At 71.9% G+C, this 18,159-nt stretch carries 10 protein-coding genes; all 10 read right to left on the minus strand.

All coding sequences use genetic code 11. The features are described from left to right. Positions 1-115: 115 nt before the first annotated feature. On the minus strand, positions 116-1,654 hold the full coding sequence (locus ACIRC0_RS07375) for an RNA polymerase sigma factor (protein WP_403612436.1): 1,539 nt from the start codon (positions 1,652-1,654) through the stop codon (positions 116-118). 606 nt (positions 1,655-2,260) lie between these two features. Then, on the minus strand, positions 2,261-3,148 hold the full coding sequence (locus ACIRC0_RS07380; RefSeq protein WP_403612439.1) for a FadR/GntR family transcriptional regulator: 888 nt from the start codon (positions 3,146-3,148) through the stop codon (positions 2,261-2,263). Positions 3,149-3,310: 162 nt separating this feature from the next. Further along, complete coding sequence (locus ACIRC0_RS07385) at positions 3,311-5,050, minus strand: ATP-binding cassette domain-containing protein (protein WP_403612441.1); 1,740 nt, start codon at positions 5,048-5,050, stop codon at positions 3,311-3,313. A gap of 215 nt (positions 5,051-5,265) precedes the next feature. Further along, the gene (locus ACIRC0_RS07390; protein ID WP_263232473.1) at positions 5,266-6,024 is read right to left on the minus strand and encodes an NUDIX hydrolase; all 759 of its coding nucleotides are present in this window, start codon (positions 6,022-6,024) and stop codon (positions 5,266-5,268) included. Positions 6,025-6,154: 130 nt separating this feature from the next. Then, a complete protein-coding gene (locus ACIRC0_RS07395; RefSeq protein ID WP_403612777.1) occupies positions 6,155-8,188 on the minus strand; it encodes a glycogen debranching N-terminal domain-containing protein in 2,034 nt (677 codons plus the stop codon). 305 nt (positions 8,189-8,493) lie between these two features. Then, positions 8,494-10,035 carry a DUF4192 domain-containing protein gene (locus tag ACIRC0_RS07400; RefSeq protein WP_403612444.1) on the minus strand — a complete coding sequence of 514 codons (1,542 nt, stop codon included), beginning with the start codon at positions 10,033-10,035 and terminating at the stop codon, positions 8,494-8,496. A 204-nt stretch (positions 10,036-10,239) separates the two neighbouring features. Continuing rightward, the gene (locus ACIRC0_RS07405; RefSeq protein ID WP_403612447.1) at positions 10,240-12,996 is read right to left on the minus strand and encodes an alkaline phosphatase family protein; all 2,757 of its coding nucleotides are present in this window, start codon (positions 12,994-12,996) and stop codon (positions 10,240-10,242) included. Positions 12,997-13,000: 4 nt separating this feature from the next. Next, the gene (locus ACIRC0_RS07410; RefSeq protein ID WP_403612450.1) at positions 13,001-14,365 is read right to left on the minus strand and encodes an ABC transporter permease; all 1,365 of its coding nucleotides are present in this window, start codon (positions 14,363-14,365) and stop codon (positions 13,001-13,003) included. Continuing rightward, complete coding sequence (locus ACIRC0_RS07415; protein ID WP_403612452.1) at positions 14,362-15,312, minus strand: ABC transporter ATP-binding protein; 951 nt, start codon at positions 15,310-15,312, stop codon at positions 14,362-14,364. The genes ACIRC0_RS07410 and ACIRC0_RS07415 overlap by 4 nt, the downstream gene beginning before the upstream one ends. A 328-nt stretch (positions 15,313-15,640) precedes the next feature. Further along, positions 15,641-17,800, minus strand: coding sequence for a DEAD/DEAH box helicase (locus ACIRC0_RS07420; protein WP_403612455.1), 2,160 nt, complete (start codon positions 17,798-17,800; stop codon positions 15,641-15,643). Positions 17,801-18,159: the final 359 nt, after the last annotated feature.

An 18,159-nucleotide genomic window follows, 5' to 3' on the forward strand; every position in this document is an offset into this window, starting at 1 on the left:
CTCCTCACTGTCGGATGGTCGTAGAACACCCACAGTGATTCAGCCGGCCGCATCCCGCACACGCAAAGGGGCCGCCTCCCGTAGGAGACGGCCCCTGATGACGTACGGCCGAGGGCTAGTCGAGGTAGTCGCGCAGCACCTGGGAGCGCGACGGGTGACGCAGCTTCGACATCGTCTTGGACTCGATCTGGCGGATGCGCTCACGGGTGACGCCGTACACCTTGCCGATCTCGTCGAGGGTCTTCGGCTGACCGTCGGTGAGACCGAAACGCATGGAGACGACGCCCGCCTCGCGCTCGGACAGTGTGTCGAGCACGGAGTGCAGCTGCTCCTGCAGCAGCGTGAAGCTGACCGCGTCGGCCGGGACGACCGCCTCGGAGTCCTCGATGAGGTCACCGAACTCGCTGTCGCCGTCCTCGCCCAGCGGGGTGTGCAGCGAGATCGGCTCCCGGCCGTACTTCTGGACCTCGATGACCTTCTCCGGGGTCATGTCGAGCTCCTTGGCCAGCTCCTCCGGGGTGGGCTCGCGGCCCAGGTCCTGGAGCATCTGGCGCTGCACGCGCGCGAGCTTGTTGATGACCTCGACCATGTGCACCGGGATACGGATGGTGCGGGCCTGGTCGGCCATGGCGCGGGTGATCGCCTGACGGATCCACCAGGTGGCGTACGTGGAGAACTTGTAGCCCTTGGTGTAGTCGAACTTCTCGACCGCGCGGATCAGACCGAGGTTGCCCTCCTGGATGAGGTCCAGGAAGAGCATGCCGCGCCCGGTGTAGCGCTTGGCCAGGGAGACCACCAGACGGAGGTTGGCCTCCAGGAGGTGGTTCTTGGCGCGGCGGCCGTCCTCCGCGATGATCTCCAACTCACGCTTGAGCTTGGGGGCGAGCTTGTCGGCGTTGGCCAGCTTGTCCTCGGCGAAGAGGCCGGCCTCGATGCGCTTGGCGAGCTCGACCTCCTGCTCGGCGTTGAGCAGGGGGACCTTGCCGATCTGCTTCAGGTAGTCCTTGACCGGGTCGGCGGTGGCACCGGCCGCGGCGACCTGCTGCGCGGGCGCGTCGTCCTCGTCCTCGTCGGAGAGCACGAAGCCGGCGTTCTCCGCGCCCTCGGGCTCCTCGCCGGCCTTGACGGGGGTTTCCTCGAGGACGTCCTCGTCGAGCAGCTCGACGTCGTCCTTCTTGGCGGCGGTCGTCTTCTTGGCCGCCGTCTTCTTGGCGACGGCCTTCTTCGCGACCGTCTTCTTCGCTGCCGCCGCCTTCTTGGCCGCGGTCTTCTTGACGGGCGCGTCCTCAGCCGGATCGTCGGCGACCGGCACCGCCGGGGCGGCGGGGGCGGTGGCCTTCTTCGTGGTCACCGTCTTCGCCGGGACGGCCTTGGTGGCGGTGCGCTTGGCCGGACTCTTCGCTGCGACGCTCTTGCGGGTGCGCTTGGGCTCTGCGGCACTGACCATCAGCGTCACACCCTCTTCCTCGAGGATCTGGTTGAGGCTGCGCAGTACGTTCTTCCACTGAGTGGCCGGAATCTGGTCAGCTTCGAAGGCCCGACGCACATCGTCGCCGGCGATCTGCCCCTCAGCCTTTCCCCGCTCAATGAGAGCCATGACAGAGACGGACTCGGCGATCTCCGGCGGGAGCGTACGGGATGTGCTGGCCGACACGAACAACCTCTCGGAACGTTGGAAAACGGCTTCCGGCCCCGTCCACAACGGACAGGAGCCGACCGCCGGCTTGGGGGTGGGCCGACGGCGCGGGCGGGGGCCGGGAAGATGCACAGCGCCGCGAACGGCGTCCGTATTCCCTCCTCGGCTGTCACCTCTTAGGTCATCGCGCAGCCCCGCAGAGCGTTACGCCCAATCTACGTGGCCCGGATCACACCCCGTAACCGCTCAAAAACGTCCAGATACGGGCAGAGGTGATCGGTCGATGCCACTGCCGACGCTCGGCCGTCGATGGTTCTACACCACCGCGTATCCCGGAAGCCGCGTCTGACACAGGGAATCCGTATCCGATACAAGGAATCGCCGCCGGCTCCGAGGGCCGCGGTCGCCACCGGGGCACCCATGACCGGCACCGGATCCCCGACGGCCGTGTCACCCCGGCTCGGGGCGGGGTCCGCCGGTCTCCGTCGGGCTCCGCCGGGTCCCGGGAGGATCCGACGGAGTCCGACGGCGGGCGTACGGCTCTCCGCGGCCACCGGCCGCGCGGGCCGGGTGCCGCCCGATGCGCGTACCCACCCCCTGGTCGCATCGCCGACGGGTGTGCGGTCAGTGCTCGCGCGGCGCGGGCACCACACGCTCGACCTCGGGGTGGACGGTGAGCAGTTGCCGCATGGCGCTCTCGGCGGCCGCGCCGTCACCCGCGGCTAGCGCGTCGACGATGCGGGCGTGCTGCGACAGGGCCGTCTCGTTCGGGCGGTCGCAGCCGGTGACCGGGCCGCCGGAGACCTGGAGGGCGGCCGAGACGATCCCCGAGAGGTGCTCCAGCATGCGGTTGCCGGCGACCTGGATGAGCAGCGAGTGGAACTCCGCGTCGGCGCGCGAGAAGGTCAGTGAGTCGCCCTGCCCCATGGCGTGGCCCATGATCTCGACCATGTCGCCGAGCCGCTGCTGCACCTCCTCGCGCCCGTGCCCGGCGGCGAGGCGCGCGGCGAGCGGCTCGATGGTCCAGCGCAGCTCGCTCAGCTCGCGGCGCTGGTCGTCGCGCTGCGGCCCGAAGGCACGCCACTCGATGATGTCCGGGTCCAGGAGGTTCCAGTCGCTGACGGGGCGTACGCGTGTGCCGACGTTCGGGCGGGCGCTGACCAGGCCCTTGGCCTCCAGGACGCGCAGCGATTCACGGACCACGGTCCGGGAGACCTCGAAGCGCTGCCCGATCTCCTCGGGCACCAGCGGGCGGTCGGCACCCAGGTCCCCGGAGACGATCATCTGGCCCAGCTGCTGGACGAGTTGGCCGTGCAGTCCGCGTCCGCGGCTGCCCGCGGTGCGCCGGCCGACACGTCCCAGTTCCGGCTCCCCGCCCTCCCACGAGGGGGCGCCGACGCGGTCGGCGGCGGGCGCCTCGGCGTAGGGGTAGCGGTCGAGTTCGCCCGGTCCGGCCAGGCCGGAGTCTGCTGAGCGGGCGGCGGTCATCATGGTGTGCGCAAGGGTACTCACGGATCCTTTGTCGGCGCCCTCTCCAACTCCCTTGAGGTCTTTGGTGAAAAGCACACGAAAGGGTGATCGCTCACGGCGTCGCAATTGACGCCTTATCGGAAAGAAATGGGCGCTTTTCAGGGGAGTTGTGACACAGGGGGACCGGATCGCCACGGACTGTCGTCATCGGACCCGGCTGCGCAGGGTTGTGATCAGGTAGGCGCACAACAGGGCGGACAGGGACAAGGTCAGTGCCCCGCCCACGGGTTGGGCGATCATGCGCGCCGCCACGGCCAGGTACCTGTCCCCGCCGAAGGGCCACCGCAGCAGCATCAGGGCGGGCGTCCGCTCGGCGAGGCCCGTCGCGATCCGCACGGACGGCCCCGCCAGCGCCTTCTCGACCAGGGGTACGACGACGACGGGCACCGCCAGGACGGCGGCGAGCCCCGCGGTCGTGGACCGGAAGAGACCGGCGGCCAGTACACCGGCCCAGGCGCATCCTGCGACCAGCCCGCACCAACTCGCCGCGAGCGGAAGCCAGTCGGCGGGAACCTGGGCGGCCTCCCGCCCGTAGAGGAGGTGGAGCGTCACCAGGTCGCAGACGGCGGCGAGGGCGGCCAGCGCCAGCGCGGTGGCCCCGGCGACGAGGAGTTTGGCGGCGAGCAGTCCCAGGCGGCGGGGGACGGTCCCGCGGGCCGCCGCCAGAGCGGGATGCCGGAACTCATCGCCGAAGGCGTGGGCACCCAGCAGTCCGGCGCCGAGGGCCGCGGGCGGCAGCGGGAGCTGTTGCGGCCAGGCGGCCAGCAGGCGGTGCGGCGGAGTGTGCCCGGCCCGGGCGAGGACGATGGAGAGCAGGGCCGAGGTGACGAGCACGGCGGCCGCGGTGGCGTAGCCGGTGCCGATCCCGGCGGCACGGCGCAGTTCGTAGCGCAGCGGGCGCAGGGGGCTCGGGACGGACCGGACGTCGACGGGCGGCGACAGCGGGGGCAGGTCGCCCGGTTCAGGTGTCCCGGCGGAAGGCGCCGGGGCGGCCTCGGCTCCGGCGGTCGGCCCCATGTCACCGATTTCGTCGGCGAGTTGGTGAACGAGGATGCCGTGCCGGAACGCAGCCTCGCCGATGTCGGCACACGTACTGCCGTACACCGACAGCCGGTTGCCGTCCTCCTGCACGATCTCCACCGAACGCTGCGCGGTTCTGGCCTCCTTGGCGAGCAGGGCGCCGAGGCGGGCGGCGTGCGGGCTGCGGACGACCACGCGGGGCCGCAGCCGGGTACCGGCGAAGTCTGCGGCCGGCTGGTCGGCGACGAGACGGCCCTGGTCGAGGGTGACGACGTGATCGGCGGTGCGCGCCGCCTCCCTCGGGTCGGCCGTGGTGAACAGGACGGTGCCGCCCTGGGCGGCGTGCGCGCGCAGAGCGCCGTGCAGCCAGCGCCCCTCACGGGCGGAGAGCCCGCCCGCGGGGTCGTCGAGGACGAGCGTGTGCGGGTCGGCGAGCAGGGCGCAGGCGAGGCCCAGGCGGCGGTCCATGCCGCGCGAGAGGTTGCCCAGGCGCTCGTCGCGCAGGCCGACGAGTCCCACCGTGTCGAGGACCTCGTCGGCGCGCCGGGCCGGCACGCCCGCGGCCGCGCAGAGCATGCGCAGTTGTCCGCGGACCGTGCGCGCGGGATGACCGGGGACATCGCCGAGCAGCACGCCCACTTCACGGGCGGGGTGGGCGATGCGGTGCAGCGGGCGGCCCCGGAAGTAGGTGATGCCGCGGCCCGATTGAAGTTCGAGCATGAGCCGGAGCGCCGTCGTCTTGCCCGCACCCGAGGCTCCCAGAAGCGCGGTGACGTGGCCCGCGTGAGCCTCGAAGGACACGTCGTCGACGGCGGGCGGAAGGTCCTTGCGGGGGGCGCTGGTCAATCCGATCGCCTGGATCACTCGAAGCAAGATAGCGCGATATGCCCATTTTGTCGGGAACCTTGCGGACGGACAGGCTCTTACTTTGATCAGACTTAACGTGATCGGACATATGTCCGGAGCTGATGTCGGCGACCGGAGGTCAACGACCGACGCCGACGGCGCCCGGGAACTCACAGGCGGCGGCCGTCCCCGGCAGCCGTCCGTGGGTCGCATTCACCCCGTGACGCCGCCGGTCAGACCTCAGGACGCAGCATCGGCGGGTTGAGCAGCGTGGCGCCGCCCGCACGGAAGAGCTGTGCGGGGCGGCCGCCCTGCCGGGTCGTCGTGCCGCCCGTGGGGACGAGGAAGCCGGGCGTACCGGTCACCTTGCGGTGGAAGTTGCGCGGGTCGAGCGCCACGCCCCACACGGCCTCGTAGACCCTGCGCAGCTCGCCGACGGTGAACTCGGGAGGACAGAAGGCAGTGGCCAGCGAGGAGTACTCGATCTTGGATCGGGCGCGCTCGACACCGTCCGCCAGGATCTGCGCGTGATCGAAGGCGAGCGGAGCCACCGGTTCGCCGGCGCGGCCGTACCCGCCCTGCTGCAGCAGCTCCTCGACCGGCGCCCAGCGAACGTTGCTGGCGTCACCGCCGGCCCGGGGCGCGGGCAGGTCGGGGGCGAGCGCGAGATGGGCGACGCTCACCACCCTCATCCGCGGGTCGCGCTTCGGGTCGCCGTACGTGGCCAGCTGCTCCAGGTGGGCGCCGTTGTCCTGAGCCGGTGCGGACGGGTCGTGGGCCCGCAGCCCCGTCTCCTCGGCCAGCTCGCGCGCGGCGGCCTGCGCCAGGTCCTCGTCAGCCCGGACGAAGCCGCCCGGCAGCGCCCACCGGCCCTGGAAGGGCGGCTCACCCCTGCGCACCGCCAGCGCACACAGGGCGTGGCGGCGCACGGTCAACACGACCAGATCCACGGTGACGGCGAAGGGCGGGAAGGCTGACGGGTCGTAGGGCATGCCGCGATCATAGTCGTCTTCCTGACGATAAACACTCCCTTCCACGACCGCTTCGGCGGCTGATCCACTTCTGTCCCATACAGGTCTCATCGACAGCCGCCCTCCGTGCTGCCGCCCACGTCATCCGAGGTCACACCCCCAGCTGCAGCCCGTCGGCGGCCTCCTCCACCATGGCGAGGCCGAGCCGGCCCACGCGCACGGAGAAGGGGGCGCCGGCCAGCTTCAGTCCGGTCAGGACGATCTCACCGAGCGGGGCGCTGCGGACCGGACACAGGGTCACCGTGCCGGCGGGCGCGTCGGGACGGATTCCGACGAGCGCGGTGAGCAGCAGCACCCCGGCGGCGGCCGCCGTGGCGGCGGGCCGGCAGGCCGCCGGATGCGGCAGCGGCGCGCTCCCTTCCGTCCGCGGCTCGCCGGCGAACATCTCGGGCAGCCGGTATCCGAACGCCTCCGCCGCCGCCAGCATCCCCCCGAGCAGGCCGCCCGCCTCCTTCTCGTACCCGGCGGCGGCCAGTCCGGCGACGGCGACCGCCGTCTCCTGGACGCGCACCGCTCCCCCGCGGTGTCCGAACGGGTTGTACGCCGCCTCCCCGGCCGCCAGGCCGCGCAGTCCCCAGCCCGAGTCCATGGCGGGGCCGCCGAGCAACCGCGCGAGCTGCTCGGTGCGCACCTTGTCCAGCAGGCCGGGCGCCAGGGTGCCGCAGCCGAGCAGCCCGGTGTCGAGGAGGTGGGCGGCGCCCGCGCCGAGGTGCGGTACGAGGCGTCCGTCGCGGGTGCGGGCGGCCGCCGGTCTGCCCCCCGACCGGTCCTCGATCCAGAAGTCCTCGCAGAACGCGTCGCGCAGCTCCTCGGCCCATTCGCGCAGCTCGGCCCCGCCCGGTCGCCCGCATGCGTCGAGCAGGTCGGCGCCGACCACCGCGGCGCGGTGGGCGTACGCCTGGGTCTCGCAGCGCAGCGGCCCGGCCGGCTGCGGGTCGGGGAGGTAGACGCCGTCACCGACGGTGGTGCGCAGCCACCGCAGACAGTGCTCGGCCGCCGGCAGCAGCTCCTCCGTCTCCCGCTCGGGAAGTCCCCAGCGCCAGGCTTCCGCGAGGAGCACGGGGAACAGCAGGGTGGCGTCGGTGCCCGTGCAGCCCGGTGGCAGATGCGCGCCCGCGTCCCGGCGGGGCCCCGGGATCATGCCCGAGCGGAGCCCCGGGCCGCCGAGTTGGGTACGGGCGAGGATCCGCAGCGTGCCCGCGGCCAGCCGGGTGCCGAGCGGCAGCGTCATCCGGGCCGCCGCCAGGGACTCCGCGGGCGCCGGGCCGCAGCGCCACGGCGCTCCGGCCGCCGGCTGGATGTCGGAAGGGTGCACGGGGTCCCGGAGCAGCAGGGCCCTGAGGTCCTCGACGCAGGTGTCCAGCAGCGGCTGGACACGGGGGTCGTCCCCGGTGGCCCGGGCCTGCGCGAGCGGGCTCGCCGCGCCGTGTCCCACCGCTCTGACCGAAGCCGCGCCGTCCGGCCGCAGCCGCAGTTCCACGCTCCGCGTCCCGCCGGGCGGCAGTTCCAGCTCCCAGCGCAGGAGCCCCGCCGAGGCGAGGGCGTCCGTGGGAGGCGGTGCGGCCGTGACCGCGCAGTCGCCCTTCTGACACGACCAGCGCAGCCCGGAGTCATGGACGGTGGCGGGGACTTCGGGTCTGGTGCTGCCCGAGGCGATCTCTCCCAGTTCCGCGAGGTCGGTGCCCAGGGACACCTCCATCGGCAGCCGCAGCGGGCGCGGGGCCGCGCTGTGCAGGGTGATCCGCTCCGTTCCGTCGGCGAACCGAACGCGCTCCACGACGACGTCCGGATCCGGGCCCGCGTCGGGGGACGCGTGCACCGTCCCCACGAAGCGGGCCCGGTCGGCCGCGACCATGCGGGCCTGAACGGGAAGCGGCTCCCGCCCGGCCACCCGCACCTGGCAGCGGGAGAGCACGCGCCGGCCCGCTCGGTAGAACCCCTCCAGGCCCTGTCCCGTCAGCTGTCCCTGATCCGTGGAGATCACAAGGCCGGGCAGGGCGACGCAGATCAGCGCGGTGTGGGCGGGCGGCAGGTCGGCGATTCGGCGCGGCGCAGCGGGCAGGGGCGGAGGGCAGGCCTGGGGCCGGTCGACGTGCGGGACGGGAGCCGGTGTGCCGTCCGGCATCCAGGACACGGCCGGTGGGGTGCCCCGGGAAGACCGGGGCTCCGAGGGTCCGTGGCGGGGACGCCGGTTGCCGTCGGGTGTGGAGAACGGTGCGGGCAGGGGCATGGGGCGGCTTTCTCTGCGCTCGGTACGCCTGGGGTGCGCCCGGAGCCGGGTGGGCGGCTCCGGAGAGGGTCGTGAGCGATGCGGCGGCGCGACCCGTGCACGGGTTCCGCCACTCAGGTGAACGGATCGCGCCTGCCCGGGGTCACGCCCGTGGGAGGGGAAGCCGACCGAACGGCGGTACGCCGCACCGCAGGACGTGCTCATGTGCCGCCCTCCCCCGTACACCGGCCGGGACGGCGGCGGGCACCGGACCGGCCGGTCGCCTCCTCCGCAGCCCGCTGCCCTTCGCCACCAGGTGGGATGTCGGCAGGGCGCCTGCGAGGTGCCCCGGCCCCCTTGGCGGGACGACGGGTCGGCCGGCTGCCGCCACTCGCCGGCCGGACCGTGCGCCTGCGCCGGGGGGCGCCAGGGGCACGGGTGGGCTGCTGCGGGGTGGGCGCCCCGGTCGGGGCGGGGGGCGCGGCACCGTCCGGGAGCTCGGCCCTGTCATCCGACATCGTGGCCGGCGTCCCCTGCTTCCCTTCGCGGCCCGCACGTTCCGCACGCAGGCAGCGGCGGACGGTCTCCGGGTCGAGGCCCTCGTTGCAGGCCTGGTGCAGGAGGCGGGCGAAGAGGTAGTCCGGGTCCGCGCCCAGGGCCATGGCGAGGGCTTCACGGGCCTCGAGTTCGTCGCCGGTCGACCAGGCCACCCACCCGGCGAGCGTCAGCGGCGCCGCGGCGTGCTCACCGTACGAGCCGGCACAGCGACGGGCCAGGGCGCGCCACAGCCGCAGCGCCACGGCGGCCTCCGCGCCCTCCATCCACTCCGCCGCACGGTCGCGGGTCATGCGGTCCTGGAGGCCGACGATCAGGGCCGCGGCCTCGTCGTGCCCGAGCAGTTCGTCGTCGCGCCGGTCCGCGGCCGGGGCTGCGGACACCGGCGGGGCCGCGGCGAGCCGGGCCATGACCCGCTCGGCGAGTGCGAGCGTCTCGGCGGCGACCCCGTCGCGGGTGCCGTCGTCCAGGATTCTCCGCACGAGCGCCATGCTCGCGGCGTCCAGCGCCGCTTCCTGATCGAGCGCTGCCGCCGTCTCCCAGGGACTGAGCCGCGCCCGGAACTCCTTGAGCGTGCCGCGTACCTGAAGGCCCGCGTAGGTCGCGGCGGCGGCCAGGACGGAGGTGCCGGGCAGGCCCAGCGGCTGCCCCTCGGAGGGACAGCAGCCGGGGCTGGGGCACACATACGACCAGAAGCGGCCGTCGGAGAGGCACAGGGCCTCCACCACGGGCGCGTCGAGGCTGCCGCAGGCCGTGCGCAGCGACTGGGCCAGCGGCCGGAGTCGCTCCATCACATCGCGTCCGGTCTCACCGCTCGACGGTTCCTGGACCAGATAGGCGACCATGCTTTCCGGTCGGGCACCTCTGCGCTCGCTGCCGACCACCAGGCCGCGCGCCAACTGCTGTGCCGCGGACGGCCAGTCGCCGGGCTGGGCGGGGATGCCGAGCCGTGCGCGCCCGCCGAACCTCCCCCGCCCGTCCCGGTCGTGCAGTGCCACCAGCACGATGCTGTCCTCCGGACGGTACCCGAGCAGGTACGGCAGGGCGTCGGCCAGCTCGGCCGGGGTGCGCAGCGTGACCTGGGTTTCGCCCGGGCCTCCCGCCGAGGGGCCGTGTCCTGCGTACGCGATGGGCTCGCCGCTGTGGTGTGCGGATCCGTGCGTGTCTCCGATGCCGGAGGGGCCGGCCGCTTCGTCGTGGTTCGTCATGCCGCGACCATCTCGCGGATCATGGAGTTCCGCTTGACCTGTGGACAACCCTGATCATGGGCACGCCAGCAGTTGTCCACAGGCGGCCGGGGTCGCTCGCACGATGTCCGACCGATCGGGTTGCCTGGGCGCATGGACCACAAGGGAAGGGGCCTCGAGTCGGCGGTGACGCCGGCCCGGGACCCCTCGATGCGAACAGCTATGTCAGCCGTCGGACTCCGACGACGGGATGTAGGCGCCGGGCACGTCGTTCGGCGCGTAGATCTTGCTGTCACCGGGGTACGGCTTGGACCAGTTGTGCGTCTCGTACCACGTGAGACGGTTCATCTGCTCCGGGTTGGCGAAGTCGGGCACCGCCTTCGTACCGGTCAGCCGCTGGTGCGACTCCCAGGCCTTCCACTGCGCCGCGACCTTCTGCTCGGCCGCCGGCACCGTTACGGACGTCTGCGCGGGCGCCGCCTTGGCGTCCTGCGGCGCCGGGGTGTCCGGGCCGCAGGAGGGCTGGGTGCTCAGGCCGAGGGTCAGCGAGGTCCGGTTGGGCTGGGCCTTGAACGGCGTGTAGTCCGGCTTCTGGGTGAACGCGCCGAACATCGGGGTGGCCGCGCTGTCCATCTGGTTCATCGGGTGGATCCCGAGGATCTGCTCGATGGTGCGGATCATCGTGATCTGCGAGTAGTAGTGGTTGTCGACCTTGCCGTGCTGGGCATAGGGGCTGATGATCTGGACCGGGGCACGGTGGCCGTCGACGTGGTCGAGGCCGGCCTGGGAGTCGTCCTCGACGACGAAAATCGCCGAGTCCTTCCAGTACTTGCTGTGCGTGATCTCGTCGACCATCTTGCCGACCGCGAGGTCGTTGTCCGCGACCTCGGCGGCCGGGCTCGCCGGACCACCGGTGTGGTCGTTGGAGAACCAGAACATGTTCAGGTTCGCCGGACCGTTCTTCTCGAAGTCCTGCTTCCAGATCTGTTCCTTGTAGACGTCCGGGACGTTGAGGTCGAACAGCGGGAAGCCGGGCACCGACACCTTGTTGAGCGACGGGATCGCCGAACCCGTCTGGATGGGGTAGGCGGTCTTCTGCCCGGTCGCCTCCATGTTCTTGGCGTCGCAGTACAGGTTCTGCCAGGTCGCGCCGGCCGGCTTGCTCTCGATCGACTGGAACTCGCCGTAGTCCTTGACGGACTTGCCGGCCGCCTGCGCGCCGGTCCAGATGAACCCGGACTTCTGGTGGCCGAGAACGTCGTCCTCGGTGTCGTAGCTGCGCGTGTACTCACCGGCCGAGGACTCGGTGTACTCCGGGTTGTCGGCCTGCATCAGCCAGTTGTGGCCCTCGGCGGAGTTCGTGCCGACGTCGTAGAAGTTGTCGTACAGCCCGAACTGCTGCGCGAGAGCGTGCTGGTTCGGCGTCACGTTCTCGCCGAACTGCGTGAGCGACGAGTCGCCGTTGCCCTTCGCGATGTCACCGAGGACCTGGTCGTAGGTCCGGTTCTCCTTGACGAGCAGGAAGACGTGCTTGATCGTCGAGGGGGCGCCGAGCCGCGTCGGGACCGGCACCGGCTTCGCGTTGCTCTTGCCCTTGGCCAGCTTGACCGAGCCGGCGGTCCAGCCGTTCTGCTTGAAGACCTTGGCCGTCTCGGACCTGATGACGCTGTCGTCCGGCAGCGAGAACTGCGTCAGGCTGGAGGTCGTGTCGTGGGTGCCGTGGCCGGCGGCGGTGGTCGGGCGGCGCGCGTCGATGCCACGGGTGTTGGAGACGACCACGGTCTTGCCCACCGTGGTGATCCCCGAGGGGAAGTAGTCCGTCGGGAGCAGGCCGACGTAGCCGGCCGGCTGCTGCGAGGACGTGTACCGGTACACGGCGACCGCGTTGGCGCGGCCGAGCGTCACGAGCAGGTGACCGTCGTCGGTGAGCATCACCGCGTTGGGCTCGTAACCGACCGACGCCTCCGGCCACGGCTGCGTGGAGATGGTCTGGACGACCTTGTCGTTGGCGATGTTGATGACCGACACGTTGTTGTCGGCGGTGTTGGTGACGAACACCGCGCCCTTCTTGGCGTACACCGCGGTCGGGTGCAGACCGACGTCGATGGACCCGACGGCGGCGGACGGGTTCGCCACGTCGATGACGCTGACCGTGCCGGTGGTGGAGGCACCGGTCTCCGGGTTGGCCGGCACCTGGGTGCCGTAGGAGTTCATCGTGGTGTCGCCGGCCTTGGCCGGACGGCCGCCCTCGTTGCTGACGTAGAGCTTGTTGCCGACCAGGGCGACGCCACGCGGGGCGTTGCCCACGGCCCAGCTCTGCTTGATGGTCCCGGTCGCCGCGTCGATGGCGACCACCCGGTTCTGGCCGTTGACCGCGGAGTACACGGTGGAGCCGTCGGCCGAGAACACCGCCGCACCCACCAGCGCGTGCTTGGAGCCGTCGGCCGGTATGGAGACGGTCGTCGGGTTGGAGAGGGTGCCGTCCGCGTTCACGGTGAACTTGGTGTAGCCGTCGCTCTGGCCCAGCCACAGCTGCTTGCCGTCGGGCGAGTACGTCGGACCCTCCTGGCCGACGGAGCCGCTGCTGATGCGCAGGTCGTCCGCCTTGTTGCTGCCGACCTTCTGCTTCACCTGCCCGGTCTTGAGGTCCATGACGACCAGCGCCGCGTCACCGTCGGCGACCGCGGCCGCGAGGTGGCTGCCGTCCGGGCTGACCGACGACGACATGATCTTGCCGTCGTTGATGACGGTGCGGCTGCCGTACGGGGCGATGTACTGGTCGGCGGAGACGACCTGGCCGTTGGCGGTGACCTGGCCGACCTGCTGGGTGCCGAACTGGTGCGTCTGGGCGACAGCGGTGCCCGTGACGGCGAGGGCGACAGCGATGCCCGACGTCACCAGCACAGTCCGGCGGCCGACACGTCTACCGAAAAGGCTGACCCGCTCCTTCTCGTTGCTTCGACGCTGACGTGTTACCTGCATGGAACTATCCCTTCGAGGAGGTGTCGAGCAGTTCGACGTTTCCGTCGAACTGCCATAGGGGGTTCGGGGCGTCCCCGGTGGGGGTACGGACGAGGAAGTAGCCGTTCACTTCCTTCGGTCCGTCGCCGTCGGCCACGAACCGCCCGTCTGAGGCGACGTCAAGTTGGTAGATGGCCGTCCCTGCGGCCGCGACGCCGGGGAGATGCCAGGTGACGACGCAACGCCAGTCGTTGCCCGCCCCCTGGGGGGCGACCTGGCCGTCGCCCTTGTTGCACGCCGCCGTGGCCTTCAGTTGCGCCTCGGTGACGGCTGGGCGGTGGAGCTGCTCGGTCTGCATGCGGTAGAGGTGGGCGAACGCCGTGGCGACCGACCGCTGGACCTTGTCCTGCTCGATCCCGGAGCCCATCGACGGGGTCACCACGGCGACCACCACGACGGTGAGGGCGGTCAGTGCGACCAGCGGCAGGAGTCCGGTGGTGACCGCGCGACGCCCGGAACCGTCGTAGGCCGGGTTGGTGAAGTCGCGCCGCAGGAAGAGCAGGTACGCCAGCCCTGTCGCGAGCACGGCCCACACGAGGCCGACCACGATGCCGATCAGGAGCGGGCCGACCTGCGCCGGGCTGGTGAACAGACCGTTCCAGGAGATGAAGGCGTAGCCGGGCAGGGCGAGGCGCACGGCGACGGGCAGCGGCAGCATCTGGGCCACCTGCATCGCGAGCGCGACGACCGGGGGCAGCAGCAGCCCCATCGGCGACCGCCCCAGGGCGACCGACCCAAGCAGTCCGATCGCGGCGAGAGCCAGGGTCGGGGCGAGGGCGCAGGCCCAGGCGAGCAGGACCTTGCCCGCGGCGTCCCCCGGCGCGAGGAGATGGCCGTCGAGGCCGACGAGCGGCTGGTTGCCGACCGCCACGATCCCGCCGACCGTGCTGGAACAGGCCAGCCCGGCCACGAGCAGCAGGATGACGGTGAGACTGGCCAGCGCCTTCGCCGCGAAGATCCGCCTGGGCGACCGGACGGCCACGAGCAGGTGGCGCCAGGTGCCGAGCCGGTCCTCGGAGGCGAACACGTCGCCGGCGACCACGGAGGTCAGCAGCGGCAGCGCCCAGGTGCCCGCGAAGCCGAGCATCACCAGCGGTCCGGCCCACCCCGTGGCGTGCATCCAGCGGCCGAAGAGGGTGTCGGCGGGGAGCGTGCTCTGCCAGCTCACCCCGGCGACGAAGAGCGCCGGCGCTATCCAGCAGGTGAGGACCAGCAGGCGGATCCGCCATTGCGAGACCAGCTTGACCAGCTCGAACCGGTAGCCGCGCACCACCGAGACGCGGAGGGCACGGGCCACGACGACGTTGTCATCGACGATGGTCGCGGTCATCGGGCGGCCTCCTGCTGCTCGGTGAGGGCGAGGAACGCGGCTTCGAGCGGCGACACCACGGGGGCGAGCTCGCGCACCGCGACGCCCGCGTGCACGAGCCCCCCCACCAGTTCGTCGAGGGCGGGCACCAGCGCGCGCACCACGAGCGCCTCCGCGTCGTGCCGTTCGTGCCGTCCCACGGCGTCGTCGACGACCCGTATCCCGGCGGTTTCGGCAGCCAGCCGGCGTGCTGCCTGCGGGTCGGAGGTCCGCAGCCGGTAGTCGAGTTCACGGTTCTCGGCGGCCAGCTTGCCCAACGGGCCGGAGAAGACGACCCGTCCGGTGGCGATGATGGTGACCTCGGAGCACAGTGCCTCCAGGTCGTCCATGCGGTGGCTGGAGAGCACGACGCTGGTTCCGTCCGCCACGAGCCGGGTGAGGACACCGTGCACGTGTCTTTTACCGGCCGGGTCCAGGCCGTTGGAAGGTTCGTCGAGCACGAGCAGCCGGGGCTTGGTGAGCAGGGCGGCGGCGAGCCCGAGCCGCTGACGCATGCCGAGGGAGAAGCCGCGGGCCCGGTCGTCGGCGACCTCGGTGAGTCCGACCTGGTCGAGTACGTCGTCGATCGCCGTGGTCCGGGCGTCGTGGCCGCGGAGAGCGGCCAGTGCGGCGAGGTTCTGCCTGGCGGTGAGCGAGGGGTAGAGACCGGGCCCGTCCACGAAGCCGGCGACACCGTCGGGAGCGGCGAACGCCCGTCCGACCGGCGTACCCAGGATCTCGAGGCGGCCGCTGTCGGCGACGGCCAGGCCCAGCAGGAGGCCGAGCAATGTCGTCTTGCCGGCGCCGTTCGGTCCGACCAGGCCGTGGATCTGACCCTGTGTCACATCCAGGTCGATGCCGTCGAGTGCGACGACGTCACCGAAACACTTGGTGATGCCGCGAGCCCGGACTGCGAGGAGTCTGCCCATGGGTCCCTTCTTTCGAGTCCGCAGGGACCCTAGGGACGACACACAACGCAGACACAGACGCCTGGCTGAACGTTCGCGGAACGAATCGTCAAGGCGTCGGCAAGTCGTGCGCAGGAGCAGCCGGCATCGAGCGGGGCTCGGGAACGCCTGGACGCACCACGTCCGTACGAAGTACCGTGGCGCGCTTCATCGCGCCGCCGGCATGAAGCGGGCGCCCACGCGCAGCACACCGGTTGACTCCCGTCAGTCACGTTGAAGCAGACGCGACCGGGAGCTGAACATGCTGCAACCGGCCGCAGCCGGGAAGTGGACGCGGGCCGGGGGAAGCTCAGCCTGTGACAGCGAGGACCAACGGAAGGACCTGTTCGCTGCCTGCCCGGCGGAGGAGACGGGCGGCGACCGCGAGGGTCCAGCCGGAGTCGGTGTAGTCGTCCACGAGCAGGACGGGGCCGGGAGAGCCGGCCAGGGCACCGGCAAGCTCCTCAGGAACGGTCAGGGCGCCGGACAGCGCCCTGAGCCGCTGGGCGGAGTTGCTGCGGCGAGCCGTGTGCGCGCCACTCGGCCCGGTGTAGGTCAGGGTGCCGAGGAAGGGAAGGCGGCCGATGTCCGCGATGCCCTGGGCGAGGGAACCCACCAGTTGCGGGCGGGTCAGGGAGGGCACGGCGACGACTCCCACCGGCCGGGCAGAGGCGTCCGGGGCATCCGGCGCCCAGCCGCCCGGAGAGCGCGCCCAGTCGGCGAGGACCGCCACCGCTGCCCGCAGGACGTCGTCGGGGACCGGCCCGTCGGGCGCGTTCTCCGCCAGCAGCGGGCGCAGACGGTTGCCCCAGCCGATGTCCGAGAGCCGCCCCAGGGCACGCCCGGTGGAGCACTGCTCCGTGGCCGGGATGCGCCCCTTGAGGTCGACGCCCAGTGCGGGCATCCCCGTCGGCCACATGCGGCGCGGCTCGACCTCCACCCCCGGGCGGTCCAGTTCCTTGGCCGCCCCTGCCAACGTCTCCGCCGAAACGGCGGCATCGGCCCATGGCCCCGCGCAGTTGTCGCAACGACCGCACGGGGCCGCCCCCTCGTCGTCCAGCTGCCGGCGCAGGAACTCCATCCGGCACTGGGACGTGCTCACGTAATCGCGCATGGCCTGCTGCTCGGCGGCCCGCTGACGCGCCACCCGGGCGTACCGCTCGGAGTCGTAGACCCACTGCTCGCCGGTGGAGACCCAGCCGCCCTTCACCCGCTTGACCGCCCCGTCCACGTCGAGCACCTTCAACATCGTCTCCAGCCGACTGCGCCGTAGATCCACCGACGCCTCCAGGGCCGGCACGGACAGCGGCCGTCCCGCACCGGCGAGGGCGGAGAGGGTCTGTCGGACCTGCGCCTCGGGCGGGAAGGCGGTATCGGCGAAGTAGCGCCAGATGGCCTCGTCCTCCTTGCCCGGCAGCAGCAGCACATCGGCGTGGGCCACACCGCGCCCCGCACGCCCCACCTGCTGGTAATAGGCGATCGGCGAGGACGGCGAGCCGAGGTGCACCACGAAGCCCAGGTCCGGCTTGTCGAAGCCCATGCCCAGCGCCGATGTCGCCACCAGCGCCTTGACCCGGTTCTCCAGCAGGTCGGCCTCGGCCTGCAGCCGGTCGGCGTTCTCCGTGCGCCCCGTGTAGGAGGCCACCCGGAAGCCGCGCTGCCGCAGGAAGGCGGTCGCCTCCTCGGCCGCGGCCACCGTCAGCGTGTAGATGATCCCGGAGCCCGGCAGCTCGTCGAGATGCTCGGCCAGCCAGGCCAGGCGGTGCGCGGCGTCCGGCAGCTCGACCACACCCAGCCTCAGGCTCTCCCTCTCGAGCGGGCCGCGCAGCACCAGGGCCTCACCGGCGCCGGTACCCAACTGCTCGGCCACGTCCGCGGTGACCCGCGCGTTGGCCGTCGCCGTGGTGGCCAGCACCGGCACGCCGGGGGCCAGCTCAGCGAGCATCGCCCGCAGCCGGCGGTAGTCCGGCCGGAAGTCGTGCCCCCAGTCGGAGATGCAGTGCGCCTCGTCGACCACCAGCAGACCGGTCGTGGCCGCGAGCTTGGGCAGCACCTGATCGCGGAAATCCACAGAATTGAGACGCTCCGGGCTCACGAGGAGAACGTCGGTCTCGCCGCGCTCGATCTCCTCGTGGATGGTGTCCCACTCCTCCAGGTTGGCCGAGTTGATGGTGCGCGCCCGGATACCGGCCCGCGCCGCCGACTCCACCTGGTTGCGCATCAGCGCCAGCAGCGGCGAGACGATCACCGTCGGGCCGGAGCCACGCCGGCGCAGCAGCGCGGTGGCCACGAAGTACACCGCCGACTTGCCCCAGCCGGTGCGCTGCACCACCAGGGCACGTCGGTGCTCCCGCACCAGAGCCGCCACCGCTTGCCACTGGTCCTCCCGCAACCGGGCCGAGCCCCCCGGGTCACCGACGAGCTCGGCGAGGATGGCGTCGGCTTCAGCGCGGAGCTCGAGTTCGTCCATGTCCCCATGCAACCCGATGGCACTGACAATCGGCCACCTCACCCAGCGTGACCAACGGCTCGCGAGCGGTCCACGGACCACATGGACCACGGACCACGCACCACGCACCACGCACCGAAAGGCGCTCGCCGGAGCGGAGAGGGTGTGGCCGCTGGTCCTCACGTGCATGAGTGACCCGCCCCTTCGCTGGGAACACACTGGGCAGAGAGGTAGAGGGGATATAGGCCACACATCACCAGAAACCGGTCGGCAGCCCCAATTGCTCGTTGCCGCAACCCAGTTCGACGGGAAGAATTGAGGTCCGCTCCCCGCACGGCTCGTCCGTGATCCGGCAGGGCTCTGCCGCGGTGTGCACCCCC

It is taken from the genome of Streptomyces sp. NPDC093984 (assembly GCF_044764595.1).
GTDB classification, from domain to species: Bacteria; Actinomycetota; Actinomycetes; order Streptomycetales; family Streptomycetaceae; genus Streptomyces; species Streptomyces cynarae.